This is a genomic window from Novispirillum itersonii subsp. itersonii ATCC 12639 (genome assembly GCF_000381985.1).
Lineage (GTDB): Bacteria > Pseudomonadota > Alphaproteobacteria > Rhodospirillales > Rhodospirillaceae > Novispirillum > Novispirillum itersonii.
Genome location: NZ_KB907343.1, coordinates 161,821 through 188,804, shown reverse-complemented (window position 1 = coordinate 188,804; position 26,984 = coordinate 161,821). Strand labels below are relative to the sequence as shown.

Annotated in this window: 29 protein-coding genes, 1 tRNA gene, 1 pseudogene and 1 riboswitch; of the genes and pseudogenes, 19 read left to right on the top strand and 12 right to left on the bottom strand. The window is 63.5% G+C overall.

The genetic code is table 11. From position 1 onward, the window contains the following. Positions 1-10: 10 nt before the first annotated feature. On the bottom strand, positions 11-460 hold the full coding sequence (gene folB, locus G365_RS0112195) for a dihydroneopterin aldolase (RefSeq protein ID WP_019645813.1): 450 nt from the start codon (positions 458-460) through the stop codon (positions 11-13). Positions 461-547: 87 nt separating this feature from the next. Then, a complete protein-coding gene (locus G365_RS0112190) occupies positions 548-1,354 on the bottom strand; it encodes an SDR family oxidoreductase (protein ID WP_019645812.1) in 807 nt (268 codons plus the stop codon). 943 nt (positions 1,355-2,297) lie between these two features. On the opposite strand from G365_RS0112190, the gene G365_RS21335 reads away from it, so the two are divergent. Next, on the top strand, positions 2,298-2,702 hold the full coding sequence (locus G365_RS21335; RefSeq protein ID WP_019645811.1) for a hypothetical protein: 405 nt from the start codon (positions 2,298-2,300) through the stop codon (positions 2,700-2,702). Between the two features lie 70 nt (positions 2,703-2,772). Here the strand turns inward: G365_RS21335 and G365_RS0112180 are convergent, their stop codons facing one another. The 5 genes from G365_RS0112180 to G365_RS21330 all read right to left on the bottom strand — a co-directional run bounded on the left by G365_RS0112180 (position 2,773) and on the right by G365_RS21330 (position 7,198). After that, positions 2,773-3,372: a DUF2889 domain-containing protein gene (locus G365_RS0112180; RefSeq protein ID WP_019645810.1), complete on the bottom strand. Its 600-nt coding sequence runs from the start codon at positions 3,370-3,372 to the stop codon at positions 2,773-2,775. Positions 3,373-3,467: 95 nt separating this feature from the next. Further along, the gene (locus G365_RS0112175) at positions 3,468-3,917 is read right to left on the bottom strand and encodes a CBS domain-containing protein (RefSeq protein ID WP_019645809.1); all 450 of its coding nucleotides are present in this window, start codon (positions 3,915-3,917) and stop codon (positions 3,468-3,470) included. A 175-nt stretch (positions 3,918-4,092) separates the two neighbouring features. Further along, complete coding sequence (locus tag G365_RS0112170) at positions 4,093-5,385, bottom strand: HlyC/CorC family transporter (protein WP_019645808.1); 1,293 nt, start codon at positions 5,383-5,385, stop codon at positions 4,093-4,095. Positions 5,386-5,465: 80 nt separating this feature from the next. Further along, entirely contained in the window at positions 5,466-6,593 is a 1,128-nt protein-coding gene (aroB, locus tag G365_RS0112165; protein ID WP_019645807.1) for a 3-dehydroquinate synthase, read from the bottom strand. Further along, positions 6,590-7,198, bottom strand: a complete 609-nt coding sequence (locus G365_RS21330) for a shikimate kinase (protein ID WP_155976248.1) — start codon at positions 7,196-7,198, stop codon at positions 6,590-6,592. Before G365_RS21330 ends, aroB begins: the two co-directional genes overlap by 4 nt. A 356-nt stretch (positions 7,199-7,554) precedes the next feature. Here G365_RS21330 and G365_RS24100 point away from each other — a divergent pair, with 356 nt between their 5' ends. From G365_RS24100 to G365_RS0112145, 3 genes are read left to right on the top strand one after another with little or no spacing between them, the layout of a single operon-like run. Continuing rightward, positions 7,555-7,695, top strand: a complete 141-nt coding sequence (locus G365_RS24100) for a hypothetical protein (protein WP_019645805.1) — start codon at positions 7,555-7,557, stop codon at positions 7,693-7,695. Further along, positions 7,676-9,586 carry a hypothetical protein gene (locus tag G365_RS0112150; RefSeq protein WP_019645804.1) on the top strand — a complete coding sequence of 637 codons (1,911 nt, stop codon included), beginning with the start codon at positions 7,676-7,678 and terminating at the stop codon, positions 9,584-9,586. The genes G365_RS24100 and G365_RS0112150 overlap by 20 nt, the downstream gene beginning before the upstream one ends. Before the next feature lie 6 nt (positions 9,587-9,592). Further along, complete coding sequence (locus G365_RS0112145) at positions 9,593-10,522, top strand: site-specific tyrosine recombinase XerD (protein WP_019645803.1); 930 nt, start codon at positions 9,593-9,595, stop codon at positions 10,520-10,522. On the opposite strand, the gene gluQRS is transcribed toward G365_RS0112145, so the two are convergent. Beyond that, on the bottom strand, positions 10,497-11,336 hold the full coding sequence (gluQRS, locus tag G365_RS0112140; protein WP_019645802.1) for a tRNA glutamyl-Q(34) synthetase GluQRS: 840 nt from the start codon (positions 11,334-11,336) through the stop codon (positions 10,497-10,499). The two genes, G365_RS0112145 and gluQRS, sit on opposite strands and share 26 nt — an antisense overlap. A 234-nt stretch (positions 11,337-11,570) precedes the next feature. Here gluQRS and G365_RS0112135 point away from each other — a divergent pair, with 234 nt between their 5' ends. From G365_RS0112135 to G365_RS0112125, 3 genes are all read left to right on the top strand, one after another. After that, entirely contained in the window at positions 11,571-12,167 is a 597-nt protein-coding gene (locus G365_RS0112135) for an HNH endonuclease (protein ID WP_019645801.1), read from the top strand. Positions 12,168-12,277: 110 nt separating this feature from the next. Next, the gene (locus G365_RS0112130; protein WP_019645800.1) at positions 12,278-12,850 is read left to right on the top strand and encodes a lipocalin family protein; all 573 of its coding nucleotides are present in this window, start codon (positions 12,278-12,280) and stop codon (positions 12,848-12,850) included. Continuing rightward, positions 12,847-13,119 carry a GIY-YIG nuclease family protein gene (locus tag G365_RS0112125; RefSeq protein WP_019645799.1) on the top strand — a complete coding sequence of 91 codons (273 nt, stop codon included), beginning with the start codon at positions 12,847-12,849 and terminating at the stop codon, positions 13,117-13,119. Before G365_RS0112130 ends, G365_RS0112125 begins: the two co-directional genes overlap by 4 nt. Here the strand turns inward: G365_RS0112125 and G365_RS21325 are convergent. After that, complete coding sequence (locus G365_RS21325) at positions 13,067-13,999, bottom strand: LysR family transcriptional regulator (protein WP_019645798.1); 933 nt, start codon at positions 13,997-13,999, stop codon at positions 13,067-13,069. The genes G365_RS0112125 and G365_RS21325 overlap by 53 nt on opposite strands. Positions 14,000-14,132: 133 nt before the next feature. Between G365_RS21325 and G365_RS0112115 the strand changes: the two genes are divergently transcribed. Further along, positions 14,133-14,879 (top strand): SDR family oxidoreductase, encoded by a 747-nt coding sequence (locus tag G365_RS0112115; protein ID WP_019645797.1) that lies wholly within the window; start codon positions 14,133-14,135, stop codon positions 14,877-14,879. Positions 14,880-15,006: 127 nt separating this feature from the next. On the opposite strand, the gene G365_RS23815 is transcribed toward G365_RS0112115, so the two are convergent. Together G365_RS23815 and G365_RS21320 are read right to left on the bottom strand one after the other, a co-directional pair. Further along, positions 15,007-15,339, bottom strand: a complete 333-nt coding sequence (locus G365_RS23815) for a hypothetical protein (protein ID WP_155976244.1) — start codon at positions 15,337-15,339, stop codon at positions 15,007-15,009. 72 nt (positions 15,340-15,411) lie between these two features. Next, positions 15,412-16,560: pseudogene (locus tag G365_RS21320) on the bottom strand (IS3 family transposase). Positions 16,561-16,652: 92 nt separating this feature from the next. On the opposite strand from G365_RS21320, the gene G365_RS0112100 reads away from it, so the two are divergent. Further along, a complete protein-coding gene (locus G365_RS0112100) occupies positions 16,653-16,832 on the top strand; it encodes a helix-turn-helix transcriptional regulator (RefSeq protein WP_043742340.1) in 180 nt (59 codons plus the stop codon). Between the two features lie 136 nt (positions 16,833-16,968). Here G365_RS0112100 and G365_RS0112095 read toward each other — a convergent pair. Continuing rightward, positions 16,969-17,042 (bottom strand) — tRNA-Gly (locus G365_RS0112095). A gap of 183 nt (positions 17,043-17,225) precedes the next feature. Between G365_RS0112095 and G365_RS0112090 the strand changes: the two genes are divergently transcribed. From G365_RS0112090 to rplS, 10 genes are all read left to right on the top strand, one after another. Next, positions 17,226-18,152: a radical SAM protein gene (locus G365_RS0112090; RefSeq protein ID WP_019645794.1), complete on the top strand. Its 927-nt coding sequence runs from the start codon at positions 17,226-17,228 to the stop codon at positions 18,150-18,152. Between the two features lie 65 nt (positions 18,153-18,217). Continuing rightward, positions 18,218-18,294: riboswitch (SAM riboswitch) on the top strand. 55 nt (positions 18,295-18,349) lie between these two features. Then, complete coding sequence (metZ, locus tag G365_RS0112085; protein WP_019645793.1) at positions 18,350-19,597, top strand: O-succinylhomoserine sulfhydrylase; 1,248 nt, start codon at positions 18,350-18,352, stop codon at positions 19,595-19,597. A gap of 126 nt (positions 19,598-19,723) precedes the next feature. Then, positions 19,724-20,833 (top strand): 3-isopropylmalate dehydrogenase, encoded by a 1,110-nt coding sequence (gene leuB / locus G365_RS0112080; RefSeq protein ID WP_019645792.1) that lies wholly within the window; start codon positions 19,724-19,726, stop codon positions 20,831-20,833. A gap of 182 nt (positions 20,834-21,015) precedes the next feature. Beyond that, on the top strand, positions 21,016-22,134 hold the full coding sequence (locus tag G365_RS21315; RefSeq protein ID WP_155976242.1) for an Acg family FMN-binding oxidoreductase: 1,119 nt from the start codon (positions 21,016-21,018) through the stop codon (positions 22,132-22,134). A gap of 105 nt (positions 22,135-22,239) precedes the next feature. Continuing rightward, positions 22,240-22,893, top strand: coding sequence for a uracil phosphoribosyltransferase (gene upp / locus G365_RS0112070; protein ID WP_026345318.1), 654 nt, complete (start codon positions 22,240-22,242; stop codon positions 22,891-22,893). A gap of 248 nt (positions 22,894-23,141) precedes the next feature. After that, positions 23,142-24,671, top strand: a complete 1,530-nt coding sequence (ffh, locus tag G365_RS0112065; RefSeq protein ID WP_019645789.1) for a signal recognition particle protein — start codon at positions 23,142-23,144, stop codon at positions 24,669-24,671. Between the two features lie 56 nt (positions 24,672-24,727). Continuing rightward, on the top strand, positions 24,728-25,108 hold the full coding sequence (rpsP, locus tag G365_RS0112060) for a 30S ribosomal protein S16 (protein WP_019645788.1): 381 nt from the start codon (positions 24,728-24,730) through the stop codon (positions 25,106-25,108). Positions 25,109-25,122: 14 nt separating this feature from the next. Further along, positions 25,123-25,791 carry a ribosome maturation factor RimM gene (gene rimM, locus G365_RS0112055; RefSeq protein WP_019645787.1) on the top strand — a complete coding sequence of 223 codons (669 nt, stop codon included), beginning with the start codon at positions 25,123-25,125 and terminating at the stop codon, positions 25,789-25,791. Positions 25,792-25,856: 65 nt separating this feature from the next. After that, entirely contained in the window at positions 25,857-26,543 is a 687-nt protein-coding gene (trmD, locus tag G365_RS0112050; RefSeq protein ID WP_026345317.1) for a tRNA (guanosine(37)-N1)-methyltransferase TrmD, read from the top strand. A gap of 4 nt (positions 26,544-26,547) precedes the next feature. Next, the gene (rplS, locus tag G365_RS0112045) at positions 26,548-26,961 is read left to right on the top strand and encodes a 50S ribosomal protein L19 (RefSeq protein WP_019645785.1); all 414 of its coding nucleotides are present in this window, start codon (positions 26,548-26,550) and stop codon (positions 26,959-26,961) included. Positions 26,962-26,984 lie beyond the last annotated feature (23 nt).

The following is a 26,984-nucleotide window of genomic DNA, read 5'->3' as shown; positions in this document are numbered from 1 at the left end:
GCTGGGGATATCAGGGCTGCGGCAGGGTGCTGATCCGCTCGATTTCCACACCGACCGCAGCAACGTCAGAGATGACATCCAGCTTTTCCACCCGCACCCGGGCCATCCGCACCCGCGGATCCTGCAGGCAGATGGCGGCGATGCGTTCCGACAGGGTTTCCACCAGATTGACGTGGCCGTCTTGCGCCATCGCCCGCACCCGGTTGGCGATCTGTTCATAGCAGACCACCTGATCCAGCGAATCGCCGTTAGCGCTCAGCCGCTCCAGAACACCCAGATCGACGTTGATCCGTACCCGCTGGGGGGTGGTGTGTTCATAGTCGTAGACGCCGATCAGGCAGGTGACGACCATATCGCGGACGAACACATGCCGGAGCCCCTGCGCCGCATCGGCAATGCGCGGCGAAGTCGGGCGGAACGGAGCGATAACAGGGGCGCTGGCGCTGGGGGAGGAAGACATCGGACGCAAAGTCTCCGGGAGGGGGGCGGAACGGACAGCCTGTGCGGGGGTCCGGAACGGTCGGAACGGCAGTGGATACGGGGCTGGCTACTCAGCCATCACGGCCATATCCACACCCGGCAGGGCCCAGCCCAGATGCTGGCCACCATCAAGCGCTATCATTTGTCCGGTCATGGACCCGGCTGCAAGGAGAAACCGAACGGTTTCGGCGATTTCTGCCGGATTGGTCCCATGCCCCAGCGGCATGGCTGCGGCCTGTGCGGAAAACTGCTCCACGCTCTGGCGTTTGCTCGGCAGGGCCGGGCCGGGACCGATGGCATTGACGCGGATGCGCGGTGCCAGCGCCAGCGCCAGAGTCTGGGTCAACGTCCAGAGCCCGGCTTTTGACAGGGTATAGGTCATAAAATCAGGGGTCAGGGCCCAGACCCGCTGGTCAATCAGGTTGATGATGCAGCCGTGGGCGTCTTCCGGCAGGGCCGCCGCCATCTGCTGCGCCAGTACGAACGGGGCGCGCAGATTGGCCTGCATATGCAGATCCCAGCTGGCGCGGGTGGCGGTGCTGAGGGAGTCGTGTTCAAAGGTTGAGGCGTTGTTGATCAGAACCCCGACCGGACCAAGGGCCGCAGTCACGGCGGGGATCAGCGCAGCCATACTGTCTTCGTCGTGCAGATCAGCCTGAAACGCCATTGCCCGGCCCCCGGCAGCGGCAATGGCGGCTACGGCATCCTCTGCTTCCGTACGCGAGCCATTATAATGTACGGCAACGGTATGGCCGTCGGCGGCCAGAGATTCAGCAATACTGCGTCCGATCCGGCGGGCGGCCCCGGTAATCAGGGCCACGGGGGCGCTGGCGCAGGGGTGGCGGCGGGACGGGGCAATCGGGGCGGATACCACGGCAGACTCCTGAGGGCAGATTCGTCCGGGCGCGGAAGCTCCGGCTGACCCGACGAAAACAGAGGGATCACCCGGGGCGGCGGATCCACCCCGGTTTTAGCCTATACGGCAGAGAAACGGAATCGGTTGTCAGGAGTAATAGGGGCGGCTGTCCCGGCGTGCGGCACATGCCGCAGACCCGAAAGAGCATCGGCGGGTGAGCTGCCCCCGGAGTCCCCGCCCCATTCCGGCGTGCGGCGCATGCCGCAGCCCGAAAGAGCATCGGCGGGTGAGCTGCCCCCGGAGTCCCCGCCCCATTCCGGCGTGCGGCGCATGCCGCAGGCCCAAAATAACATCGGCGGGTGACCTCCCCCCGGAGTACCCGCCGATGAGAGAAAAGTCCGGGCGTCTCCAGCGCACAGGCGCATCTTCCCCCGAAGAACCTGCCCCCTGACAGTAGCCTGTGGGATCGCGCGGCGGGCTTCTCTCTGGAACAGACCATAGCCTGACGTCAAAACCGCAGAAAGCCTGACATTCGGCCTATAAGTAAAAGCAATTTAGAAAAAATTATAACTTTCGGCATAACGGGATTATGCCCTGTGGTCTTAGGCGTACGACCAGAGCCGCGCTGCTCTTTCCGCTCTGTTTCAGCCGGAGGCAAGGCCACCCGGACAGCGCGTAGCGGGGCAGAAATCATGGCCGCTCAGGAAAGCCGTGAAAATTTTCGGGTTTCATCGGGAAAAACCGCAGCAAGGCGGATTGACGCCCGTTTCGACACATTCTATAGACCTCAGCGGCCCTGCGGTGTGACATCTGTGGTGGCCCGTGGCATGCTGTTCCGGGATATGTTTCCGCCGGGGGCGTCTTCTGGACAGCCGCCTTGGTCTGGGGCCCTGTCCGGGCAGCCGGATCCCCCGTCAACCGGTCCTGCCTGTTATACCGGACTCACGGAGTTGCTCGAACGATGAAGAACTGGGTGCTCGGGGCGGTTCTGACCGCCATTGCTGCCGCCGCGCTGTATGGCTCCTCTGCGGCGTCCCTCGCCGGCTCCAACGCTTACGGCGTCCTGCTGATCGTGGCCATCGTCGCCGTCCTCGGCGTGTTCGGTGTCATCACCAGCGCTGTCGGTCACAAGGCGGAAGATACGTCCGTGCTGACGCGCGATGCGTGGAACAAGACCGGCGTGACCCTGGGGATTTCCCTGCTGGGTGTGGTTGCGGTGCTGTGCTACGTCGGCATGTATGCCGGTTCGGCGCTGCTGTTCAGCCTGTTTGGCTATGTGATTTACTTTGGCGTGTTCATGACCTTTGCGATGCTGGTGATCGTGCTGATGCTGACCGGCGGCAAGGTGGAGAGCGACTCCTACTAAGTCGGCACTCTGCTGTCTGACTGCGAAAACCCCCGCCGGAGCGTTCCGGCGGGGGTTTTCTGTTATGGGGTCACTCGCCCCCGGCAATGGTGGGCCGGGCGATTGTCGTGCCGTCAGCCGGGGCCGGACCGGTGTAAAAGGCCGGCCATTCCCGCTGTACCACCTCCCCTTCGGTCCGCAGGGCATAACAGGAATCGAGGATGCCGGGGCGGACTGTCGCCGCTTCTTTGCGGCGCTTGCGTTCGCGGGCCGGAAAAATGGTCTGATAGGCGGTGGTGGCCAGGGGGCGCAGCAGTTCGCGCAGGTGCGTACAGCCGTGCGGGCCGTCGAACAGGGCCCGGACTTCTTTATCAAAGCCTTTGCCGATGCGCAGCCCGATCAGCTTTTGATAAGCCGGGGCAATGTCGCGGCAGATATGGAACGGCCCATGATCCGTAACCGCAATGGCATCATGGATCAGCATATCGGTGTCAACGGTGATGCGGATTGCCATGCCGTGCAGCGGCTCCCCCTCCTTGATCTCGCCCCGGTCATGGTTAGGGAAGGAGTAGGTTTTGACGTCGGTCATGGTTGCCTCAATATCCCACAGTCCGTCGTCCCGCTCGTAGCCGGTACACTGGATGGCGCGGGTATGCAGGTGTTTGCGGGAAACCGGCGGCGGCAGGGGCATGGGGAGACTCCGCTGAAAACAACGCTCCTTACCCCCATACGGAACCGACGCCGGGGCGTCAAGATTGCCCCGACGTCAACATCCGGAACGTTTTTTCAGGCCCCGACGCCGTAACTTTCCCCGGCGACGTACAGTTCGCAGCTGCGCAGATTGTTTTCCAGCTCGGCAGTGACAAAGCCATAGAGATCGCGGATGGACAGCATGCCAAGAATTCCGCCATGTGCGGAGACCACCGGAATGTGCCGGAACTGCCGCTCCTGCATCAGTTTCAGGGCATCCAGCGGGCGGTCATCGGGGCCGAGTGTATCAGGGTTGGCGGTCATCACCTGACCGACCGGGGTGGCTGAGGGGTCGAGCCCTTGGGCGACGACCCGCCGGGTAATGTCCCGTTCGGTCATGATCCCCTGCAGCACCGGGCCATCGGTGATCATCACGGCAGCGATGTTGCGTTCCCGCATCAGCCGGGCCGCATCGCTGACCGGCATACCGGCGGGAACCAGAGTCAGGGTCTGGTCGTGAATGACATCGGGAATGATTTTCGACATGGGGCCCTCCCCGCGAAATCAGCTTCGCGCAGATGTTCCCGCGGGTCCGGCGCCGACCGGCGGACAGGACTGGGATCCCCGGCTGAGACACGGGATACGGACATGAAGGAGAGGGGGGATGCACCGGGAATGCGCCGCCACACTCCAACAGGATGCCGACAAAAAAAGTCGGAAATCAAGCGTGGCGTTCATGCCGTGTCAGAATTGAAACCTTGACGGAAACGATCTGGTTCCGCTGCCGCCGCAGCACCTCGAACCGCAGCCCGTGGAACAGGAAGACCTGCCCCTGCATCGGCAGGGACCGGGTTTCGTACAGCAGCAGCCCGGCCAGAGTGGTGGCATCGTCATCCGGCAGATCCCAGTCGAATTCGCGGTTCAGGTCACGGAGGGTGACCGAGCCGTCGATGATGTAAGACCCATCCGGCTGAGGCCGGACACCGGAGACGGTGACATCATGCTCATCGGTGATGTCACCGACGATTTCTTCCAGAATATCTTCCAGCGTCACCACCCCTTGCAGGGTGCCGTATTCGTCGATTACCAGCGCGAAGTGTTCCCGGCGGCTGCGGAAGGCATTCAGCTGGTCCAGAAGGCGGGTGGAGTCGGGGATAAACCACGGCGGACTGGCGATTTCAGCCACATCCAGGGTGTCGAGGTCACCGCCTGCCGCCTGCACGGCCCGCAGCAGGGCCTTGGCGTGCAGAACGCCGATAATGTTGTCCGGCTCGTCCCGCCACAGCGGCAGGCGGGTGTAGGCGCTGTCGAGGACCTGTTGCAGAATATCGGCGACCGGAAGCCCGGCGTCGATCGACACCAGACCCCGCCGGTGCACCATGATTTCCCCGACCCCGACATCGGCCAGATCCAGCACGCTGCGCAGCATGGCGCGCTCGTTGCGGACGTCGGCATGGTCGGCAAGGTCTTCGGTATGCTGGTCAATGACGCCCCGCAGGTCCGCCAGCATCTGGGCCGGTTCATCCGGTGGGGTTCCGTCAAACCGTCCGGTGCCACCGGTGCGGACCGCCCCCCGTACCGTCCAGTGCAGCAGGGCGACCACCGGCCGGAAAAACCACGACAGCAGGCCGACCCACGGTGTCAGGGCCAGCGCCAGCGGCACGGCATGGCGGCGGGCCAGCGCGCGCGGCAGCAGGGTGGTCAGCACCACCAGCAGAACGGTCATCAGGGCCACTGACAGCGGCAGCCCGGCCCCACGGTGCCACTGCACCAGTGCCACTGCGGCAAGGGCTGTGGCGGTGGTATTGACCAGTGCGGTGGCAACCAGCAGGGTGCTGGTGACCCGCTCCCGCTGATATTCCAGCAGGTGATTGACCAGTGCCGCCCGGTCGTCGCCATCCCGCTCCAGATCCTGCAGGCGGGTGCGCGAGGCGGAGGACAGGGCGGCATCGGCCATCCCGAGAATGGCGGACACCACCAACAGCAGGCACAGCACAGACAGGGTCAGCAGCATACCGGTCTCTCCCCCGGATACGGATCACACAGGCAAACCCGGTTCGGTCACCGGGGCAGACAGCGGCGGCAGGGGCCGGATCAGGCGGTGACAGCCTGCTCCAGCACGCGCAGCACATCCGCCGGGTCAACATCCGGGCTCAGGAACGACTCACCGATGCCACGGGCAAGGACGAAGGTCACCTTGCCGTCCTTCACCTTTTTATCCCCCGCCATATGGTTCAGCAGGGCGCGGGCGTCCATGGCGGTGCCGTTGATTTTCGGCGGGACCACCGGCAGCCCGACGGCGGACAGGTGGGCACGGACCCGGGCGGCGTCCTCCCGGCGGCACAGGCCCATGGCGGCAGACAGATCAAACGCCATCACCATGCCGACGGCCACCGCCTCACCATGCAGCAGCGGGCCGCCATAGCCGCCTTCCGCTTCCAGCGCGTGGCCGAAGGTATGCCCGAGATTCAGCAGGGCGCGGACCCCGGTTTCGGTCTCGTCGGCAGCGACGACGCGGGCTTTGGCCGTACAGCTGGTGTGGATCGCGAGGGCCAGCGGGGCAGGCGACAGGGCGACCACATCCGTGCCGTTCTGTTCCAGCCAGTCCCAGAACGGGGCATCGTCGATCAGCCCGTATTTGGCGACTTCAGCATACCCGGCCAGCACTTCCCGGCGGGGCAGGGTGCTGAGGGTATCGGTGTCGGCGATCACCAGCCGCGGCTGGTGGAATGTGCCGATCAGGTTTTTGCCGTGCCGGGTGTTGATGCCGGTTTTGCCGCCGACGCTGCTGTCGACCTGTGACAGCAGGGTGGTCGGGATCTGGATGAAATCAACACCGCGCAGCAGGATCGAAGCGGCAAAGCCTGCCAGATCACCGATAATGCCGCCCCCCAGGGCAACCAGCAGGGTCGACCGCTCGCAGCGGGCATCCAGCATTGCGGTCAGCACCTGCTCCAGCGTTGAAAAGCTTTTGCTCTGCTCCCCGGCAGGGACAGTCAGGTGCCGGACGGAGAACCCGGCGGCGGTCAGGCTGGCTTCCGTGCGCCCCAGATACAGCGGTGCTACATTCTCGTCGGTCAGGATAAAAGCCTTGCGGCCGCGCGCCACCGGCAGGGCCAGTTCCCCGACCCGGTCAATCAGGCCCGGTCCGGTCAGGATGTCGTAGGACCGGTCAACGGCGGTATCACCGTCAAGGGTAACGCGCAGGGTCTGGTGAGTCATTCAGAGGGTCCTCGGACGGGCATCAGCAGGGGGTGACCAAGATAGGTTTCCAGCGCGGCCTGAACGCGGTCACAGGTGGCGTCCGGGCTTTCGTCAACCAGTGGCACGGTGACATCGGCTTCGGCATAGACGGGGTAACGCCGTTCCATCAGGTCGCCAAGGATCGCCCGGGGATCTCCCTGATTGAGCAGGGGGCGGTGCGACCGGCCGGCGGTGCGGCTGACCAGAAGATCCAGACTGGCCTTCAGCCAGATCGACGTTGCCGAGGTGCGGATCAGGGCGCGGGTATTGGCATTCATGAAGGCACCGCCGCCGGTGGCCAGAATGCAGACCGGCCCTTCCAGCAGGCGGGAGATCACTTTGGCTTCGCCTTCACGGAAGGCGGCCTCGCCGAAGCGGGCGAAAAAATCGGCGATGGTAAAGCCCGCCGCGTTTTCAATTTCGGTATCCGCATCGACGAACGGCACCCCCAGCCGTGCGGCCAGCCGTTTACCGATCACGCTTTTGCCCGCCCCCATCAGACCGACCATGGTCACGGTCTTATGCAGCGGCTGCGGGATGGCGCTGAAGGTCGGGGGAAGAAGCGGCGGCTGCGGATCGGTCATCAGCGGGGAATCCGGGGTCAGGAGGAGAGAGCGTACCATGCGTTGCACCGCGGGAAACCCGGCGCTAAACTGCCCCCGGAATGCCATAATTCTCAGGTGAGATTCACCCGCCGGGCCCGGTGGCCGTGTCTGGCGCTTGTACCGCGACGGCGGTGCGTCTGTAAACCGCAGTCAGGCAGCATGCCCGGCATGCCTGCGGCGTAAGACGGGGAAACAGTAGCGGATTCTATGGGTTGTCGGTGGATTTTTTGCCCGCCCGACCCGGATAAACCCTTGGGGTGGGGTTCCCGGCGCAGTCGGGAGCATGATAGCATCGGGGCCGGAAGGCACCTTTTTAACAGTGAGTGGCAGACCTCATGGCATTTATGACTCGTGCGGCATTAATCGCGGTGTTGATTCTGGTTGTGGGGGGCATCGGCTTTCTCGCAACGTGGGATATGCCGCCGCCGTCAGCCTCTGTGGAAAAGGTGATCCCCAATGACCGCTTCAAGCGCTGACGCCCCGATGCGTGGCCGCCCTGTCACACGGACTCTGACGGCGATTGCCGTTGCGGCTGCGGTGCTGGCCGGAGGGGGCTGGACGGCTCTGGCTCAATCCTCCGGCCCGATCCAGCTGTTTCCCGGCGCCACCGGATCTTCCGACACCCCGCAGCAGGATGCCCCGGCGTTTGCCGTCCCGGCGGCCCCGGGGGCGATCGAGCCTGCCGTCAAGGCCCAGCCCTTTTCGGTGACGGCATCCCCGGCGACGGCTGGCCGTGACGGGATTGCGGTGACGGATGTTGCGGCCCTTAGCCCGGAGGCGGTAGGCACCCTGTCTGCCAAGTCCGGCGGGCTGCCGCAGGATATGTGGACCGGCACCTCGCGCACGGTGGCGATGCGTCTTTTGTCGGCGTTGCCGGTGACGGCACCGTCACCGGCCCGGCAGGATATCGCTGCCCGCCTGCTGCTGTCATCGGCCCAGCCCCCGGCCGGTGCCGGGCAGCCCGGTCTTCTCGACCTGCGTCTGTCCGCCCTGTTGAGCATGGGCCAGACCGAAGCGGTGCGGGCGCTGGCCAAGACCGTCACCGGTCCCGGCCGGACCGAGGCGGTGGAGCGTGCCGTGGTTGACAGCCTGCTGGTTGACAACCGCGTCGATGAGGCCTGTAAGGCGGTCGAAAGCGGTCTGTCCGCCTATCCCGGTATGTACTGGCAGAAAGCGACCGCCTTCTGTCTGTACCGTGCGGGCCGGACGGAACAGGCGAATATTCAGGTGACTCTGCTGCGGGAAAGTAAGGTCGATGACCCGGTGTTCCTGTGGGCGGCGGAACAGATGTCCGGCCTGAAAGTGCAGCCGCTGACCGGTTTCCAGACTCCCACGCCGCTGACTGTGGCGATGATCCGCGAATCCGGGCGGCCATATCCGAACAATACGCTGACCGATGTGGCCCCGTGGATGGCGCGGGCAATTGCGCTGGGCGTGAAGACCGATGTCTCTCAGCGCTTTGCCGCCGCCCAGATGGCGGTGGCGGGGGGCAGCCTGACGGCGGCTGAACTGACATCACTGTATACGTCGGTTGGGTTTAACGATGCCGACTATGCCCGCCCGGTGACCGATCTGGTCAATGACGGCAGCGGTAAAGCGGCGGCGGTGATGTACCAGCAGGTGCTGCGCCAGACCACCCCGGCCCAGCGGACCGAATGGATCGCCCGGGCCATGGAGCAGGGAATCCGGACCGGACAGGAGATGGTGGTGGCGCAGGTCTATGCGCCGATCGTGCGGGATGTGCTGCCTGACCCGGCCCAGACCTGGTTCCTGCCGGTGGCGGTGCGGATTCTGCTGGGGGCCGGGCTGACGGAAGACGCCCTGCGCTGGGTCCGTCTGGGGCAGGATATGGCCGGACGGGGGGATGCGGCAGCCGCGACGCTGCTGGATTCAGTCTGGCTGCTGCGCCGTCTGGCGGTCCCGTCAGGGCTGTCGCACTGGTCACCGCAGGAATATGAAAACTGGCGCGCCGCGCTGACCCGGTCGGTTGAGACCCGGCTGATGCTGAAGGGCAGCAAGACTCCGACCACCCAGATGGCGGACCGTCTGCAGGCCCGTGGGTTGGCCCTGTTGCAGGCCACCGGCGAGGCACTGTCCGCCGATGACTGGGCGGTGCTGTGGGGCAATCCGGCGGTGGATGAGGCGAAGGCCCCGTCCGCGTCGCGGGCTCTGGCGCTGTCTTCGGCGGTGCTGAACAAGCGGCTGGCGGAAGGGATCGCGCTGTCGCTGATGGTGCAGGATATCGCACCGACGGCGCAGGTGGCCGATGTGGCGGTGGCGCAGGCCGTCGAGTCGCTGCGCCGTCTGGGGCAGGATCCTCTGGCGCGGCGTCTGGCGCTGGAAGCAGCCATTTCCGCCGGGCTCTGACCGCTGATGGCGGGTGCGGCCCTGCTGGAGGCCTTTCTGGAAATGATGTTGGTGGAGCGCGGCGCCAGCCCGCGCACCATCGACGCCTATCGCCGGGATCTGACCGATTTTTTTGCCTCGCTGCGTGGGGAAGATCCGGTGCAGGCCTCTTCCGATGCCCTGCGCCGCTATGTGCAGGGGCTGGCGGCTGCCGGTCTGGCCCCCCGCACGGCGGCCCGCCGCATTTCTGCCCTGCGGCAGTTTTACCGTTTTCTGCTGGCGGAAGGGCGCCGTCGGGATGATCCGACCAGTCTGCTGGATACTCCGCAGTTGGGCAGGCCATTGCCGAAGTTCCTGACCGAAGAAGAAACCGCGCGTCTGCTGGCTGTGGTGTCATCCGGCGATGATGCCGACAGTTTGCGCCGTCGCGCTCTGCTGGAGCTGTTGTACGCGACCGGTCTGCGCGTCAGTGAGCTGGTTTCGCTGCCGCTGGCCTCTGTCTCCCGCGATCAGCCGACCCTGATCGTGATGGGGAAGGGGGCAAAGGAGCGGCTGGTTCCGTTGACCGAAGTAGCGCGGACGGCTGTAAAGACCTATCTGCCACACCGGCGGGGCTTCTTCCCCAAAGGGGCGCGGGACAGCCGCTGGCTGTTCCCCTCGCCGCGGGCGCAGGATGGCCATCTGACCCGTGACGGCTTTTTCAAAATGCTGATTCAGATCGGGATACAGGCCGGTATCCCGCCCACGCGTCTGTCCCCGCACGTGTTGCGGCATACGTTCGCCACCCACCTGCTGGCCCATGACGCTGACCTGCGCAGCGTGCAGCAGATGCTTGGTCACTCCGATATCGCCACCACAGAACTCTATACCCATGTGCTGGACGACCGGCTGCGGGCAACTGTCCAGTCATCGCATCCGCTGGCAAGGCTGCTTAAGAAAGGCCCAGCCGGAGCCTGACCTGTGCCGGGGTGATGCCGTCAGCCCGCAGGGCGCGCAGGGTCAGGGACAGGTCGCGTTTGGCGTAGCGTTTTCCGTCAGGGCCACACAGCAGGGGGTGATGGGCGTAGTCGGGCACTGGCAGGTCAAACAGGGCCTGCAGCAGCCGGTGGATATGGGTGGCGGCAAACAGGTCGGTTCCCCGGGTGATCAGGGTGACGCCCTGCAGGGCGTCATCAAGGGTGACGGCCAGATGATAACTGGTCGGGGTGTCCTTTCTGGCCAGAACCACATCACCGAACAGGTCCGGCGTTGCGGTCTGCCACCCGGCCTCCGCATCATGCCAGCGCAGCGGGGAGCTGACCCGCCGCCGGGCTTCCGTCATATCCAGCCGCAGGGCATAGGCTTCTCCGGCGGCAATCCGGTCAGCCCGCTCGGCGGGGCTGCGGTGACGGCAGGTGCCGGGGTACAGGGGCCCGTCCGGCCCATGAGGGGCGCGGTGGATATCCCCGATTTCAGCCAGAATTTCCTTACGGGTGCAGAAACACGGGTACAGCAGGCCCTGATCGGTCAGGGCCGAGATGGCATGGGCATAGTCGGCCAGATGCTGCGACTGCCGCCGTACCGGCTGCGGCCAGCGCAGACCCAGCCAGTGCAGATCTTCCGACACCGCCGCACAGAAGTCTTCGGTGCAACGGGTGCTGTCGATGTCTTCCAGCCGCAGCAGAAAGGTGCCGTCCGGCCCGGCAGCCCGGGCCGCGAGACAGGCGGAATAGGCGTGACCAAGATGCAGATAGCCGGTGGGGCTGGGGGCAAAGCGGGTGACGGTTGGCATCGCGGGCTCAGGGTTTGGTCAGGTCAGGGCCGCACTGTAACGGAACTTTGACAACAAAAGTATCCGCAGGCACCATGAAACCCCGTATCGTTCGACTCTCTCTTCTGTGTGTTGACCTCGTTACCGCGGAGTTTCATCCGGTTGATGGTCATACCGGTTGGCTCCGGATCACCGGCCTGTTGGTCTTAGGGTGAAAGGGGCGCTGTGTTGAGAACGATAGATCCTGAAGCCGTTTTGCGGCGGGGAGAACTGGCACTGGCGGAGCGAAGTCCGCCCCCGCCTTCTGCACTGGCCGCGCTGGTTCTGAATGCCGATTTCCGGCCACTCAGTTATTTTCCGCTGTCGCTGTGGCCGTGGCAGGATGCGGTGAAGGCGGTGTTTCTGGGCCGGGTCAGTGTGGTGTCGGAATATGACCGGGTGATCCATTCCCCCCGTCATGAGGTCCGCCTGCCGAGTGTGATTGCCCTGAAGGATTATGTGCCGGTGGCCCGTCGCCCGGCCTTCACACGCTACAATGTGTTTCTGCGCGATCAGTTCCGCTGCCAGTACTGCGGCAACCGGTTTTCATCCCATGATCTGACGTTTGACCACGTTATTCCCCGGTCCCGGGGCGGCCTGACCGGCTGGAGCAACGTGGTTGCCGCCTGCGCCCCCTGTAATATGCGCAAAGCCAACCGTACGCCGGACGAAGCCGCGATGCCGCTGATCCGCGCGCCTTTGGTGCCATCAAGCTGGCAGTTGCAGGAATATGGCCGCATCTTCCCCCCCAATCATCTGCATGCCAGCTGGCGCGATTACCTGTATTGGGACAGCGAGCTGGAACCGGCCTGAAAAGACGGGATCCGGGAGGTACGGGGTTGAAAAATAACGCATCAAGCCTCTGGTAATCTGGCAGGCATCTCCCCAGACTCCTGCCAGATATCTGCAGGAGGATTTTTGTCATGCAGGCAGGACGACGCGGGGCACGGCGTGCGCTGACCGCTCTGGCGCTCGGGATCGGGCTGATGATGCCGGTGGCCACCGGTTGGGCGGCAGATTCTGTTCCTCCGGTTACTCCGGTTCCGGCGCTGGATGTGCCGCGCTACATGGGTGTGTGGTATGAGGCCGCAAAATATCCCAACCGCTTTCAGCGTGAATGCGCACGGGGCACCTTTGCCACCTATGATCTGCAGACCGATGGCCGGGTGACGGTGACCAACCGCTGTGTCCGGGCCGATGGAGTGATGCAGGAGGCGGTCGGCGTCGCCCGGCAGGTGGGCTCTCCGTCTCCGGCCGTGCTGGAGGTGCGGTTTGCCCCGGCGTGGCTGTCGTGGCTGCCGATGGTGTGGGGCGACTACTGGATTGTTGATCTCGACGAGGCCTATACCCTTGCCGCCGTCAGCGAGCCACGGCGGGAATACCTGTGGGTTCTGTCACGGACTCCGGTTCCGGATCCGGTGGCGTATCAGGCGCTTCTGGAGCGGCTGAAGGCGAAGGGGTATGACCTGACACGGCTGGAAGTCTCCGTACCGTGACCGATACGGCACAGCCCGATACCGGATGGTTTGTTTATGTACTGCTGAATGACCGGGGGATCAGCTACACCGGTATCAGTACCGACGTGGCCCGCCGCCTGACCCAGCATAATGCCGGGGCAGGGGCGCGGTTTACGCGGGGGCGGGGGCCGTGGCGGCTGATCCATCAGGAAGGGCCGCTACCGCATGGCGATGCCCTGCGGCGCGAGCTGAGGATCAAAAAAGATGCCCGCTTCCGCTCCTCCCTGAAGCAGCAGGCGGGCTGTTAAAAACGCCGGTCAGCCAGTCGATGAACACCCGCAGCCGGGGGGAGAGCTGACGGCTGCGAGGGTACAGCACTGACACCGGCATCGGCGGTGGGGGATAGTCCGGCAGAACAGCCCGGACCGCCCCGGCGGCCAGCAGAAGATCGCCGTGATAGCGGGGGATCTGTACCAGCCCAAAGCCGTGAACGGCAGCCGCAGAGTAACTCTCTGCCGCATTCACCGACAGCGACACCGGCAGCATCAGGGGGCGCAGAGTTCCGGCAACGCTGAATTCCAGCGGCAAGGTTGATCCGGTGGCGGAAGAGCGGAAGCCAACCATCCGGTGACTGCCGTTCAGCAGGTCATCTGGGTGCAGCGGGGTTCCGTACTCCGCCAGATAGTCCGGGCTGGCGAGCGTGACCTGTGGCAGCAGAGTCACTTGGCGGATGATCAGGTCACTGTCCTGTGGGGTGCCGACCCGTAACACGCAGTCAAAGCCTTCCTGCACCAGATCGACAAGACGGTCACCCTCGCTCATCCGGATGTCGAGGCCGGGATGGCAGCGCAGAAAATCCTTCAGGTGCGGCAGTACAAAATGGCGGGCCAGCTTGCCCTGTACATCAATCCGCAGCACCCCTTTCGGCGTTGCCCCGGAAAAGGCGCTTTCAGCGTCTTCGACATCGGCGAGAATAGACAGGCAGCGCTGGTAATAGGCTTCGCCATCCAGCGTCGGGGCGACATGCCGGGTGGTGCGTTGTAACAGCCGGATCCCCAGCCGGGCCTCGGTCTGTTTGATGGAATCGGTCACGGTGGAGCGGGGCAGCCCAAGGTCTTCCGCCGCGCGGGTGAAACTGCGCCGTTCCAGTACCCGGATAAAAACCCGCATCGCCTCGAACCGGTCCATCAGGCTCTCTCTATTGTTAGTATTTTTCGGAAAGTGATCGCGATTATCGGCTGATTATCCGTGCATGGGCAAGTGGCATGATCCTGTTCACAGCGGGCCCCGGACAGCATGGGGCACAGAAACAGGATCAGCGATGATGACGGAGATGAGACAGAAGCGGGTGGCGCTGGTGACCGGGGCATCCCGTGGGATCGGGGCGGCCGTGGCCACCCGGCTGGCCCGGGATGGTTTTGCGGTCATGGTGAATTACGCCGGAAACACCGCCCTGGCGGAGGAGGTGGTCCGGGGGATCGTCTGGGCTGGGGGCACGGCGGAGGCGGTGCAGGGGGACGTTGCCGACCCGGCTGCGGTCCGGGCGCTGTTCGGGCAGGCCGAACAGCGGTTTGGTGGGGTGGATGTGGTGGTTAATGCTGCCGGGATCCTGATGCAGGCCCCACTGACCGAATCGGATGATACGCTGTTTGACCGGCAGGTTGCGGTTAACCTGAAAGGCACCTTCAATGTTCTGCGCGAAGCGGGAAACCGGGTCCGTACCGGGGGGCGGATCATCACCCTGTCCACCTCGGTGGTCGGGCTGAAGCTTGAAACCTATGGGGTCTATGCGGCGACCAAGGCGGCGGTGGAAACCCTGACGGCCATTCTGTCAAAAGAGCTGCGGGGCCGGGGGATCACCGTGAATGCCGTTGCCCCGGGCCCGACGGCCACCGATCTGTTCCTGAAGGGGAAATCACCGGAACTGATTGACCGCCTTGCCAAGCTGCCACCGTTGGAGCGGCTGGGCACACCGGAAGATATCGCGGCGGCAGTGGCGTTTCTGTCCGGCCCGGATGGCGGCTGGATCAACGGCCAGACCCTGCGGAGCAATGGCGGTATGGTGTAACGGCGGAAAGCAGATGATTTACGTGCGGCAGGCTGTTCCAGCGGATAGCCCGCCGCCAAAAGCGTTTCAGGGCTGTTTTCAGGATCTTAGAGATCGACCCGACCGGTCAGCATCTTCAAGCTGGTTCTCACGGAAATTCAAAGACCAGAATACGCACGACGCCTTCGCGGTGGAACCACCCCTTTCGTTTCAGTGATTCCAGACTTTCGCCAAGCTGCTGGCAACGGTCTTCCCAATACTTTACGCTTGTTAGGACATAAGGCAGGTAGCGTCGATGACAGTCTTGAGCTTCCGTCAAGGTCAACCACATTTCGCGGTCATTGTAACTCGAGTTCGGCCCGCAGAAGACAGAACGCGGATTCCGGTAGAAATCCTCGTATTTCCACCAAGGGGCTTCCATCTTCCACAGGCAAGCGCCGTGGTGTTCCCAATAGCCTTGCACTTCGACGCTTAGAGCCATCTACCCCGCCCTTCTGTTATCATCCCACGCTGAACTGGACTTGCCCGGAAAGAGTGGAGAGCGTTTCTCCGATTATGCGGCTTCGACCTCGAAGCGGCATGGGCTTTTGTATCCCAGGGCAGAATGTCGCCTGACGGGATTATAGAATCCGTCGATATAGCGGCCAATGGCGTTATCGGCCTGGCAGCGTGATTGCCAGATGGTGCGCCTGATCATCTCGGATTTGATGGCCTTGAACACGGTTTCGACCATGGCATTGTCGTAACAGTTCCCTTTTCCGCATCATGGAGGCGACGATCTTGTAGTCGGCAAAGAGCTTCCGATAGTCGCCCGAGCAATATTGGCTGCCACGGTCGGAATGATGGATAAGGCCCCGCGGCGGTTGACGCGTGGCCAAGGCCCGTTTCAGGGCGGTCAAGGTGAGGTCCTTCTTCATGCGGTCACTGGTGGCCCAGCCGACGATACGCCGCGAGAACAGGTCGACGACGATCGCCAGATACAGCCAGCCTTCCGCCGTCCAGATAGAGGAAATGTCGGCTCCCCATTTCTGGTCGGGGCCATCAGCGGCGAAATCCCGATCCAGCACGTTGGGGGCGACGGGGTCGTCGTCGGCACTGTCGGTGGTTTTCTTGAACCGACGCCTTTGCACGGCGTTCAGACCGTTCTCACGCATCAGCCGGGCGACGCGATGCCGCCCGACAGCGATCCCATCTTCGCGCAATTCCACTGTCATGCGGGGAGAGCCGTAAGTTTCATGCGACAGGCGAAACTGGCTGCGGATATGGGCCAGCAGCACCATGTCGTCCAACTGGCGACGGCTGGGATTGCATCCTTTCCAGGCGTAATAGCCGCTGGTGCTCTCCCCAAACAGGCCGCATGTCCGGGCCAAGCACAGGTCGGCCTTCTTCGCACCGTCGATGTGCCGGAAAATCATCGACTTGTTTCCCTGGCGAAGAAGGCCGCAGCTTTTTTTAGTAATTCTCGTTCGGCACGCAGAATTTCATTTTCCTTGCGCAGCCGAGCCAGTTCCTTGGCTGTGTCTTCGTGCGGACCCGCAGCCAAATCCGCATCACGATGCTTGGCAAGCCACTTGCCCAACGTCGAACGCCCGCTCCCAAGGTCGTCCGCCACCTGCTCGATGGTCCGGCCGCTGGTTTGAACCAGACGCACCGCCTCGCGTTTGAAATCCTCGGTGAATTTCCTCATCCCCAAACCCGTCATCTGAGTGTCCTTCGTGCAAGGTTAGCTTGCACGCTCTCCATTCTTTCCGGGCAAGTCCAGTGAGCGGGCTTTTTCATTTTCTGGAGACCCAGATGGAAGTTCAGCCGCGATATCTCAACCGTGAACAGGCAGCCGCCTTTCTGCATGTCCAGCCGAAGACTCTTGCCAACTGGGCGTGTCAGGGGAAGGGGCCGAAGTTCAGGAAGCCCGGAGGCCGTGTTATCCTCTATACCCAAGAAGATCTTGAAGCTTGGGTAGACGGCGGAGAATGAGCCTGATTGGATGCGTCGGGAGTCTCATTCCGGCGCGTCCTGTCCGCAGACTTACAGGAGCCTTACAAAACCCTAAGCGACAAGCGCCACCAATCTTTCGATTAGTTGTAAGTTTTTGATTTTATTGAAGAGGTTTTGGAGCGGGTGAAGGGAATCGAACCCTCGTCGTAAGCTTGGGAAGCTTCTGCTCTACCATTGAGCTACACCCGCGCCGGGCGCTGGCGGAGGAAAAGTCGTCTCCGTCAGGGAGGCTCTTTATAGGGGGGCTTTTCCGCCTTTGCAAGTGCCTTTTCATTCTGTTCCCTCACGGGATGGTGAATCGCCTTCTGGCAGGCAACCGCTTACGATCGCAGCAGCTTTTCTGCTGTCATCACCAAAGCAAAGGGGGCTGCCGTGGGCACTGCCGGTAAATTTCAGGATCCACAGTGGACACTGACCGGTGCGCCACGGGCGTCGGTCCGGCTGTCGGCCCTGCGCACCCTGTGGGTCAACACCGGCACCTTGTGCAATATCACCTGCACCGGCTGTTACATCGAGTCCAGTCCTCGGAATGACCGCCTCGTCTGGTTCCCGCCAGAGGATCTGGTGGTCTGCCTGACGCAGGCGGCTGGGGCCGGAAAACCGCTGGAGGAGATCGGTTTCACCGGCGGAGAGCCCTTCATGCATCCGCAGATCATCCATCTTTTGAGAATGGCGCTGGAAACAGGCTGTCGGGTGTTGGTGCTGACCAACGCGATGAAGCCCCTGCACCATCATCTGGCCGGAGTGACCGCGCTGGCAAAACAGTATGCGGGTCAACTGACCCTGCGGGTGTCGCTGGACCATTATACGCAGGCGGGGCACGAGGCAGTTCGCGGGCCGGGCAGCTGGCAGCCCGCGGTGTGGGGGCTGACGGGGCTGGCAAAGGCTGGGGTCCGTCTGGCTCTGGCCTGTCGGATGCCCGCCGGGGAAACGGAAACACAGGTGCGATCCGGGTTCGCTGCCCTTTGCCAGCAGATGGGGATTCCGTTGGATGTGCAGGACCGTCGGGCTCTGGTGCTGTTCCCCGAAATGGATGAAACGCAGCCGGTGCCGGAAATCTCCACCGCCTGCTGGGATCTTCTGGGAAAGTCACCGGATCAGATGATGTGTGCGAGCAGCCGCATGGTGGTGCGGCGGCGGGGGGCCGGGCATCTGTCGGTCATTGCCTGTACGCTGCTACCCTATGACCTGCGTTTTGATCTGGGGTCGAGTCTGATTGATGCGGCAGCGGATGTTCCGCTCAATCATCCGCACTGTGCCAAATTCTGTGTGCTGGGCGGGGCGGCATGTTCCGGCTGAGAAACGCTTGCACGCTGCGTCAAGCGGCGCTATGAAAACGGTGTACCCGATGCAGCCCTGTTGCCTGCGGTACCCGTGGTGATTTGCGACCGGCTTGCGGCCACGGTAAAAAAATTCGCTAAAAGGTCCGGGTAGAGTCCCTGATACGTCTGCCCAGGCCCGCCGGTCAGGACTCACTCTGACGAAGGGCCTGACCCATGTCTTCCGATAAGACCCCCCTGAAGCTTCCCGTTGATACCCGCCCGTCCTCTGTGGTGAAGGATCCGGCGTTTCTGGCCACCTGTGCGCCGTCGACCCGGCTGGTGCACGGCGGTGTCCTGCGGTCCGGTTTTGATGAAACGGCAGAGGCGCTGTTTCTGAACTCCGGCTATGTCTATGCCTCGGCGGAAGAGGCTGAGGAATCCTTCGACGGCACCCGGGAACGCTTTGTCTATTCCCGCTTCCGTAATCCGACCGTGCAGATGTTTGAAGACCGTCTGGCCCTGCTGGAAGGCGCGGAGGCCTGCCGCTCCACCGCCACCGGGATGGCGGCCATTTTTGCGTCGCTGGCCTGTCTGGTGAAGGCGGGGGACCGGGTGGTCGGCAGCCGCGCCCTGTTCGGGTCGTGCACTTACATCCTGACCGATATTCTGCCGCACTGGGGTGTCACCACCGAGTTCGTCGATCCCGACGATCTGGAAGGCTGGGAACGTGCGCTGTCGCAGCCGACGAAGGCTGTGCTGCTGGAAACCCCGTCCAACCCCGGTTTACAGCTGATCGACCTGCCGAAAGTGTCGGCGCTGGCCCATCAGGCCGGGGCGCTGGTGATTGTCGATAACGTCTTCGCCACCCCGATTCTGCAAAGCCCGCTGCAGCTGGGCGCCGATATCGTGGTGTATTCGGCCACCAAGCATATTGACGGGCAGGGCCGTTGTCTGGGCGGCGCGGTACTGGGCAGCAAAGAGTATATTGAGAATATTCTCGGCGTGTTCCTGCGCCATACCGGCCCGAGCCTCAGCCCGTTCAACGCCTGGGTGCTGCTGAAGGGGCTGGAAACCCTTGACCTGCGGGTGGAAAAAGCCAGCCGGACCGCCTTTGCCCTGGCGCAGGCACTGGAAGCGGAGGCCGGTGTGGCCCGGGTTGCCTATCCGCTGCTCGACAGCCATCCGCAGAAAGCGCTGGCGCAGGCGCAGATGAAGGCCGGTGGCACCATGCTGGCGGTGGAGGTCAAGGGCGGCAAGGCGGGGGCCTTCTCTCTGCTCAACCGCCTGAAGTTGGCCCATATCTCCAACAACCTCGGTGATTCCAAGACGCTGGCCTGCCACCCCTACACCACCACCCATCAGCGCCTTACGCCGGATGACAAGGTGGCACAGGGCATCACCGAAGGACTGCTGCGGGTGTCAGTCGGTCTGGAGGACGCCAACGATCTGATCGCTGACTTCCGGCAGGCCCTGAAAGGCTGATCCTGCCTGTTCAGGCGATTGGGATATTTTGTTGCAGGAAAGGCGGCGGGTTCGTATCATCCGCCCGCCTTTTTTGCAGGTTTCTGCAATTTTCTTTATCTGACCGACAGCTAAGGACGCCGTTCCATGACCGCCAAGAATATCCTGATCCTCGCCGGTGACGGCATCGGCCCGGAAGTGATGACCCAGGTGAAGCGTATCATCGACTGGATGAACGGCAAGGGTCTGACCAACTTCGCGGTGTCCGAAGGTCTGGTGGGCGGCTGCTCCTACGACGCGCATGGCACCCCGCTGACCGATGAAACCATGCAGCGCGCCATGGATGCCGATGCGGTGCTGCTGGGCGCTGTCGGTGGCCCGCAGTGGGATAACCTCGATTTCTCCGTCAAGCCGGAACGTGGCCTGCTGCGTCTGCGCAAGGATATGGAGCTGTTCGCCAACCTGCGCCCGGCGCTGGTGTTTGATGCGCTGGCCGAAGCGTCTTCGCTGAAGCTGGAGCTGGTCAAGGGGCTGGACATCATGATTGTCCGCGAACTGACCGGCGGTGTGTACTTCGGCCAGCCGCGCGGGATCGAGACCCTGCCGAACGGTGAGCGCCGTGGCATCAACACTCAGGTCTACACCACCAGCGAAATCATCCGCGTTGCCGAAGTGGCCTTTGACCTCGCCCGCAAGCGTGGCAGTCGGGTCCACAGCGTGGAAAAGGCCAACGTGATGGAATCCGGCCTGCTGTGGCGGGAAGAAGTGCAGAAGCTGCGCGACGCCAAGTATCAGGATGTGCATCTGGAGCATATGTACGCCGACAACTGCGCCATGCAGCTGGTCCGCACCCCGCGTCAGTTTGACGTGATCGTCACCGACAACCTGTTCGGCGATCTGCTGTCCGATTGCGCCGCCATGCTGACCGGGTCGCTGGGCATGCTGCCGTCGGCCTCGCTGGGCGGTGATCTCGGCGGTGGCAAGCGCCGCGCCCTGTACGAGCCGGTCCACGGCTCCGCCCCGGACATCGCCGGGCAGAACAAGGCCAATCCGCTGGCCTGCATTCTGTCGTACTCGATGATGCTGCGGTATTCCTTCGGCCTGCTGAAGGAGGCTGACCTGCTCGATCAGGCGGCCCAGAACGTGCTTAACGCCGGTATCCGCACCGGTGACATCATGGCGGCGGGCTGCACCCAGGTTGGCACCGATGGCATGGGCGACGCCATTCTGGCTGAGCTGAGCAAGCTGAACGGCTGATCGTCAGGGCACTGACGGATTGAGTCTGTTGAGAAAAAGGGCTGCCTCCGGCTGACGGGGGCAGCCCTTTTCTCTTGCCTGTCCGGTCTGGCTTCCTCATCCTGCGCGCTATGAGACGACACCTGCATCCTTCCAAGGCTTCCTTGCCCCCGGTGACCCGCCGGGCCTTTCTGACCGGCTTGTTGGCGGCCTCTTCCGCGCCGGCCCTGCTGTCAGGGTGTATCGGTGACGATGATGGGGCCTATGGGCCGTGGCAGGGGCCCGTCTATGACCGCGATATCCGTCTGCGGCTGGTCGGTTGGGCCAGTCTGGCCCCCAGCTCCTGCAATCTGCAGCCGTGGAAGGTGATGCTGGAGGGGGACGATACCCTGCACCTTCTGGTGGATGCTGACCGCCTTCATCCGGTCACGGATCCGGCCTTCCGGCAGACCACGATCAGTCAGGGCACGTTTCTCGAGCTGCTGTCGATGGCGGCGGCAGCGGAAGGATATAAGGCGACGATTACCCTGTTTCCCGATGGGCCGTACCAGACCGCGCGGGAGATGGCCACCCACCCGGTGGCAACCGTGGTGCTGGAGCGGGACGCGGCGGTGTTGCCGCCGGGGCTGTTCGCATCGGTCCGCAACCGGCGCACCAGCCTGCAGCCGTTTTCCCCTCGGGCGCTGGCCTCGGCAGAGCGGACGGCGCTGTTGACAGAGGCCCGGTCTGTATCCGGGGTCGGGGTCGGGTATCTTGACCGCGGCCCGGCGTTTGAGAGGTTGCGGGCGCTGGCGCTCGAAGGTCTGCGGCTGGAAACCGCAACCGGGTCAGTCGCGCAGGAACTGGCACGGTTTATCCGCCTGACTCCCGATGAAGTGGCCCGCCACCGCGATGGCCGGGTGCCGCTGTCGTATGCCATGGGGGTGCCGATCCGCCTGCTGTATGGCAGCTATGCCTTCACCGACCCCGAGTCGTATCTGCTGCGCACCACCATGGCCCGGGTGGCCGGGCAGCCTGAAACCGCGTCGGCCTTTGCCTGGATGGTGACGGCAGAGAACGGGCGGGAGGATCAGGTCCGGGTTGGCCGGGCCTATATGCGCCTTGACCTGCAGGCTGCGGCTCTTGGTGTCGGCATTCAGCCGCTCTCCGGGACGCTTGCCGACTTTGCCGAGGCGCAGGCGGCGCGGCATGATGTGCAGACCCTGCTGGCCGGGCCGGGGCAGGAGGTGCAGATGCTGTTCCGTCTGGGCAGGCTGGATAAGGTTGACCGCATGACGCCCCGGCGGGCAGCGGCAGATCTGATCGTATCCCCCCGGCGCTAACGGGGTGGGGCCTTTCGGCCCTCTCCTCTTTTTCTCACAAGGCTGGTATAAAGCCCTGTAATGCGGAGCGGCAGGGACCGCTCCTTTCTGTTTTCCGAGGACCTTATGAAGCACGTTGCCGAGTTTCCCAATCTGTCCGTCTGCGATCATCCGCTGATCCAGCACAAGCTGACCCACATGCGTGATGTCCGCACCTCGACCCGGACATTCCGGCTGCTGCTGAAGGAAATCGCCCTGCTGATGGGCTATGAGGTCACCCGCGACCTGCCGCTGGCGCTGGAACGCATCAACACCCCGATGCAGGAAATGGATGCACCGGTGATTGCCGGGCGCAAGCTGGCGATTGTGCCGATTCTGCGGGCCGGAAACGGCATGGCTGACGGCCTGCTGGAGCTGGTGCCGGGCGCCCGCGTCGGCCATGTCGGGCTGGCCCGTGACCATGACACCCATATGCCGAAGGAATATCTGGTCAAGCTGCCGGATGCCGAGGGGCGCCAGTTTATTCTGGTCGATCCGATGCTGGCGACCGGCAATTCGGCGGTGCATGCGGTGGATGTGCTGAACCGCCACGGCGTGCCGGATGAGAACATTACGTTTCTGGCGCTGGTGGCCGCCCCGGAAGGGATGCGGGTGTTCAACGCGAAGCACCCGGACGTGAAAGTCTATGTTGCCAGCCTCGACTCCCATCTGAATGAGCAGGCTTACATTCTGCCGGGCCTCGGCGATGCCGGGGACCGTCTGTTTGGCACCAAGGGCTGAGAGGCAGGCCCGGTTTTCGCCGCAAAACCGCTTCCCGCCGTGCTTTGTCTTGACTTGGCACGGGGGGAGGCGTAGAAGGCACCCTCCGGCAAAGGCCGGATTCATGCTACTTCGGGCATTTTGCTCCCGAGGGGGTCCGTCAGTCCGCGACAGTACGCGCACTGGCGCCAATGGCGTTTGTCCATTAGGCTGCGACTTCCGGCGGGGCTGGCCCGCAGGGTGGTGTGAACAACGGATTGGACGCGAGTATGTTTGACGGTCTGTCACAGCGCTTAGGGTCGGTTCTGGATAAGCTGCGCGGTCGCGGCGCCCTGACTGAATCCGATGTCAACGACGCCATGCGGGAGGTGCGGGTCGCCCTTCTGGAGGCGGACGTTGCCCTGCCGGTGGTGAAAGACTTCATCAACCGCGTCAAGGAACGTGCCGTCGGTCAGGATGTGATCCGCTCGATCACCCCCGGCCAGATGGTGGTCAAAATCGTCAATGATGCCCTGACCGAGATGCTGGGCGGCGGCGATACCGAGTCGGAGCTGAACATCAACCGCACCCCGCCGGTGCCGGTGCTGATGGTCGGTCTGCAGGGCTCGGGCAAGACCACAACCTCGGGCAAGATCGCCCTGCGGCTGAAAAACCGCGACAAGAAGAAGGTCCTGCTGGCGTCCCTCGACGTGTACCGTCCGGCGGCACAGAAGCAGCTGGCGATTCTCGGCGAGCAGATCGGCGTTGAGTCCCTGCCGATCGTCGACGGTCAGATGCCGGTGGCGATTGCCACCCGTGCCATGGATGTTGCCCGCAAGGGTGGCTATGACGTGGTCATCCTTGATACCGCCGGCCGTCTGCACATCGATCAGGAACTGATGGATGAAGTGGCGGCGGTGCGCGATGTCGTCACCCCGGCCGAGACCCTGCTGGTCACCGATGCGATGATCGGTCAGGACGCGGTGACGCTGGCCCGCGAATTCAATGAAAAGATCGGTATCAGCGGCATTGTGCTGACCCGTATCGACGGTGACGCCCGTGGCGGTGCCGCCCTGTCGATGCGTGCCGTCACCGGCAAGCCGATCAAGCTGCTGGGCGTCGGCGAAAAGCTGGATGCGCTGGAAGGCTTCCACCCGGACCGTATCGCCAGCCGGATTCTCGGCATGGGCGATGTGGTGTCGCTGGTGGAAAAAGCCGCCGCCACCATCGAGGCGGAAGACGCCGCCAAGATGGCCGCCAAGCTGATGGAAGGCTCCTTTGATCTGGAGGATATGCTCTCGCAGTTCCGTCAGATTAAGAAGATGGGCGATATCAAGGGGCTGCTTGGCATGATGCCGGGGATCTCCAAAATGAAGAAGCAGATCGACGAGGCGAACATCGACAACAAGGTGATTGCCCGTCAGGAAGCGATCATTCTGTCGATGACCCCGCAGGAACGGCGCAAGCCGGATCTGCTGAAGGCCAGCCGCAAGCGCCGTATCGCCGCCGGTGCCGGGGTCGATGTCTCTGACGTCAACCGCCTGCTGAAACAGCATCAGCAGATGGCCGATATGATGAAGCAGATGAAAAAGATGGGCGGCAAGAAGGGCCTGATGGGGGCTCTCGGCGGTCTGTTCGGCAAGGGCGGCGGCATGCCGGACCCGGCGGAACTGGGCGGCCCGATGCCGGACCTGTCGCAGCTGTCCAAGGGCGGCTTGCCGCCCGGGTTCCCCGGTAAGCTGCCCGGTCTGGGCGGTGCGGGTGGCCTGTCCCCCGACGTTCTCGCCGCGATCAGCCGCCGGGGCGGCAAAAAGCGGTAAGATCTGAAGTTTCTTTCGATTTTCTCCATTCACTCTGAAAACCTGAGGTAAATGCAATGTCCCTGCGTATCCGTCTCGCCCGTGGTGGTGCCAAGAAGCGTCCGTTCTACCGCGTTGTCGTGGCTGACTCCCGCTCCCCGCGTGATGGCCGTTTCATCGAAAAGCTGGGCGTCTACAACCCGGTTCTGCCGTCTGACCACACCGAGCGTCTGGTTCTGAAGACCGAGCGCGTCCAGCATTGGATCGCCAACGGCGCTGTTGCCACCGACCGTGTCGCCCGTCTGCTGGGCATCGCCGGTGTCACCGCTGCCCCGGCCGTTCCGGCTCAGACCAAGAAGAGCCTGCCGAAGGCGAAGGCCCAGGAGCGCATCCGCGAAGCTGAAGAGCGCGCCAAGGCCGCTGCCGAAGCCGCCGCTGCTGAAGCCGCTGGCGAATAAGACTGTTGCAGACGATGAGCAGCGGTAAGACCTCTCCGGAGATTGCTCCGGCTGATCTCGTCTGTGTGGGCGTCGTTGCCGGCGCCCACGGTGTCCGGGGGGTGGTGAAGGTGAAGCCCTTCACCACCGATCCCGACGCGCTGGACGCCTATGGCCCTCTGACGGACGATACCGGCACCCGGGTGTATGAACTCGAGGTTCTGGGCGTGCAGAAGGGCAGTGTCCTGTGCATGATCGACGGTGTTGACGACCGCGATAAGGCCGAGGCCCTGAAAGGGCTGCGCCTGCATATCCGTCGTGAAGATCTGCCGGATCTGGACGACGAAGACGAATTCTATCACTCCGACCTGATCGGTCTGTCGGCGGTGTTCCCTGACGGGACCAAGGTGGGGGTTGTGACGGCCCTGTTTGATTTCGGCGCCGGAGATGTGCTGGAACTGCGGGGTGAAATCGGCGGTGTGGCAATGGTGCCGTTCACCAAGGCTGCCGTTCCGGTGATTGATGTTGCCGGTGGTAAGGTGGTGGTTGAGCCGATTGAGGGGCTGCTTGAAGGCCCGATTGAGCCCAATCCTGCCCCCCGCCGCCGGTCCCCCGGCCGGAAGCAGGCGGACGCCGAGGCTGCCGAGTCGGCTGCTGCCGACAAACCGGTGGCGGAAGAGTGGCCGGACGAGGACTGGAAGTGACCGGATCTCCTGTTTCCGGGGCGGAAGACGGCGTTTCCCCTGCGGAACCTTTTGCTGTCCGGGTCCTGACGCTGTTCCCCGAGATGTTTCCGGGTGCCTTGGGGCACTCCCTGATCGGAAAAGCGCTGACCGACGGAAAATGGTCGCTGGAAACAGTGGACATCCGCTCTTTTGCACGCGATAAACACCGCTCTGTTGATGACACCCCCTTCGGGGGCGGCGCTGGCATGGTGATGCGGCCCGATGTTATCGATGCTGCCCTGACAGCAGTGTGGCCCGGCAAGGGACGCAGGCTGTATCTGTCCCCCCGGGGACGGGTGCTGACGCAGGATCTGGTGAAGGAACTGGCTGCCGAGCCTGCCCTGACCATTCTTTGCGGTCGCTACGAAGGGGTGGACCAGCGGGTGATCGACGCCTGGGATCTGGAAGAAGTTTCCGTCGGAGACTTCGTTCTGACCGGCGGCGAGACCGCGGCGCAGGTGATGCTGGACGCGGTGATCCGCCTGCTGCCCGGTGTTATCGGTAAGACCGAGTCGCTGGAAGATGAGAGTTTTGAGCGGGGACTCCTTGAGTATCCGCTCTATACACGGCCCGCTGACTGGCAGGGCCGGATGGTGCCGGAAGTTTTGCTTTCGGGCCACCATGCGCGGGTCGCTGAATGGCGGCACGGCCAGTCGGAATACATTACCCGGCAACGCCGGCCCGATCTGTGGGACCGGTATGTTGCGCAGAAGCAAGAGCAAGAGGGTTAGTTCCATGAACATTATTGAAAAGCTCGATCAGGAGCAGATTGCTCGTCTGACCGAAGGCAAGACCATTCCGGTGTTCACCCCGGGCGATACCGTCCGCGTGTTCGTGAAGGTGGTCGAAGGCACCCGTGAGCGTCTGCAGGCTTACGAAGGCGTTGTGATTGCCCGCAAGAACGCTGGCATCAACTCCAACTTCACCGTCCGCAAGATCTCCTTCGGTGAAGGTGTGGAACGTGTGTTCCCGCTGTACGCCCCGACCGTGGACCGCATCGAGCTGGTCCGTCGCGGTAAGGTCCGTCGTGCGAAGCTGTACTACCTGCGTGACCGTCGCGGCCGTTCTGCCCGTATCGCCGAGGATCTGGCCGCCAACGCCAAGGCCCGCGAAGCTGCTGCCGCCGCCGCCGCTGCTGCCAAGGCGTAAGTTCCCGTTGCCGTCCGGGACCG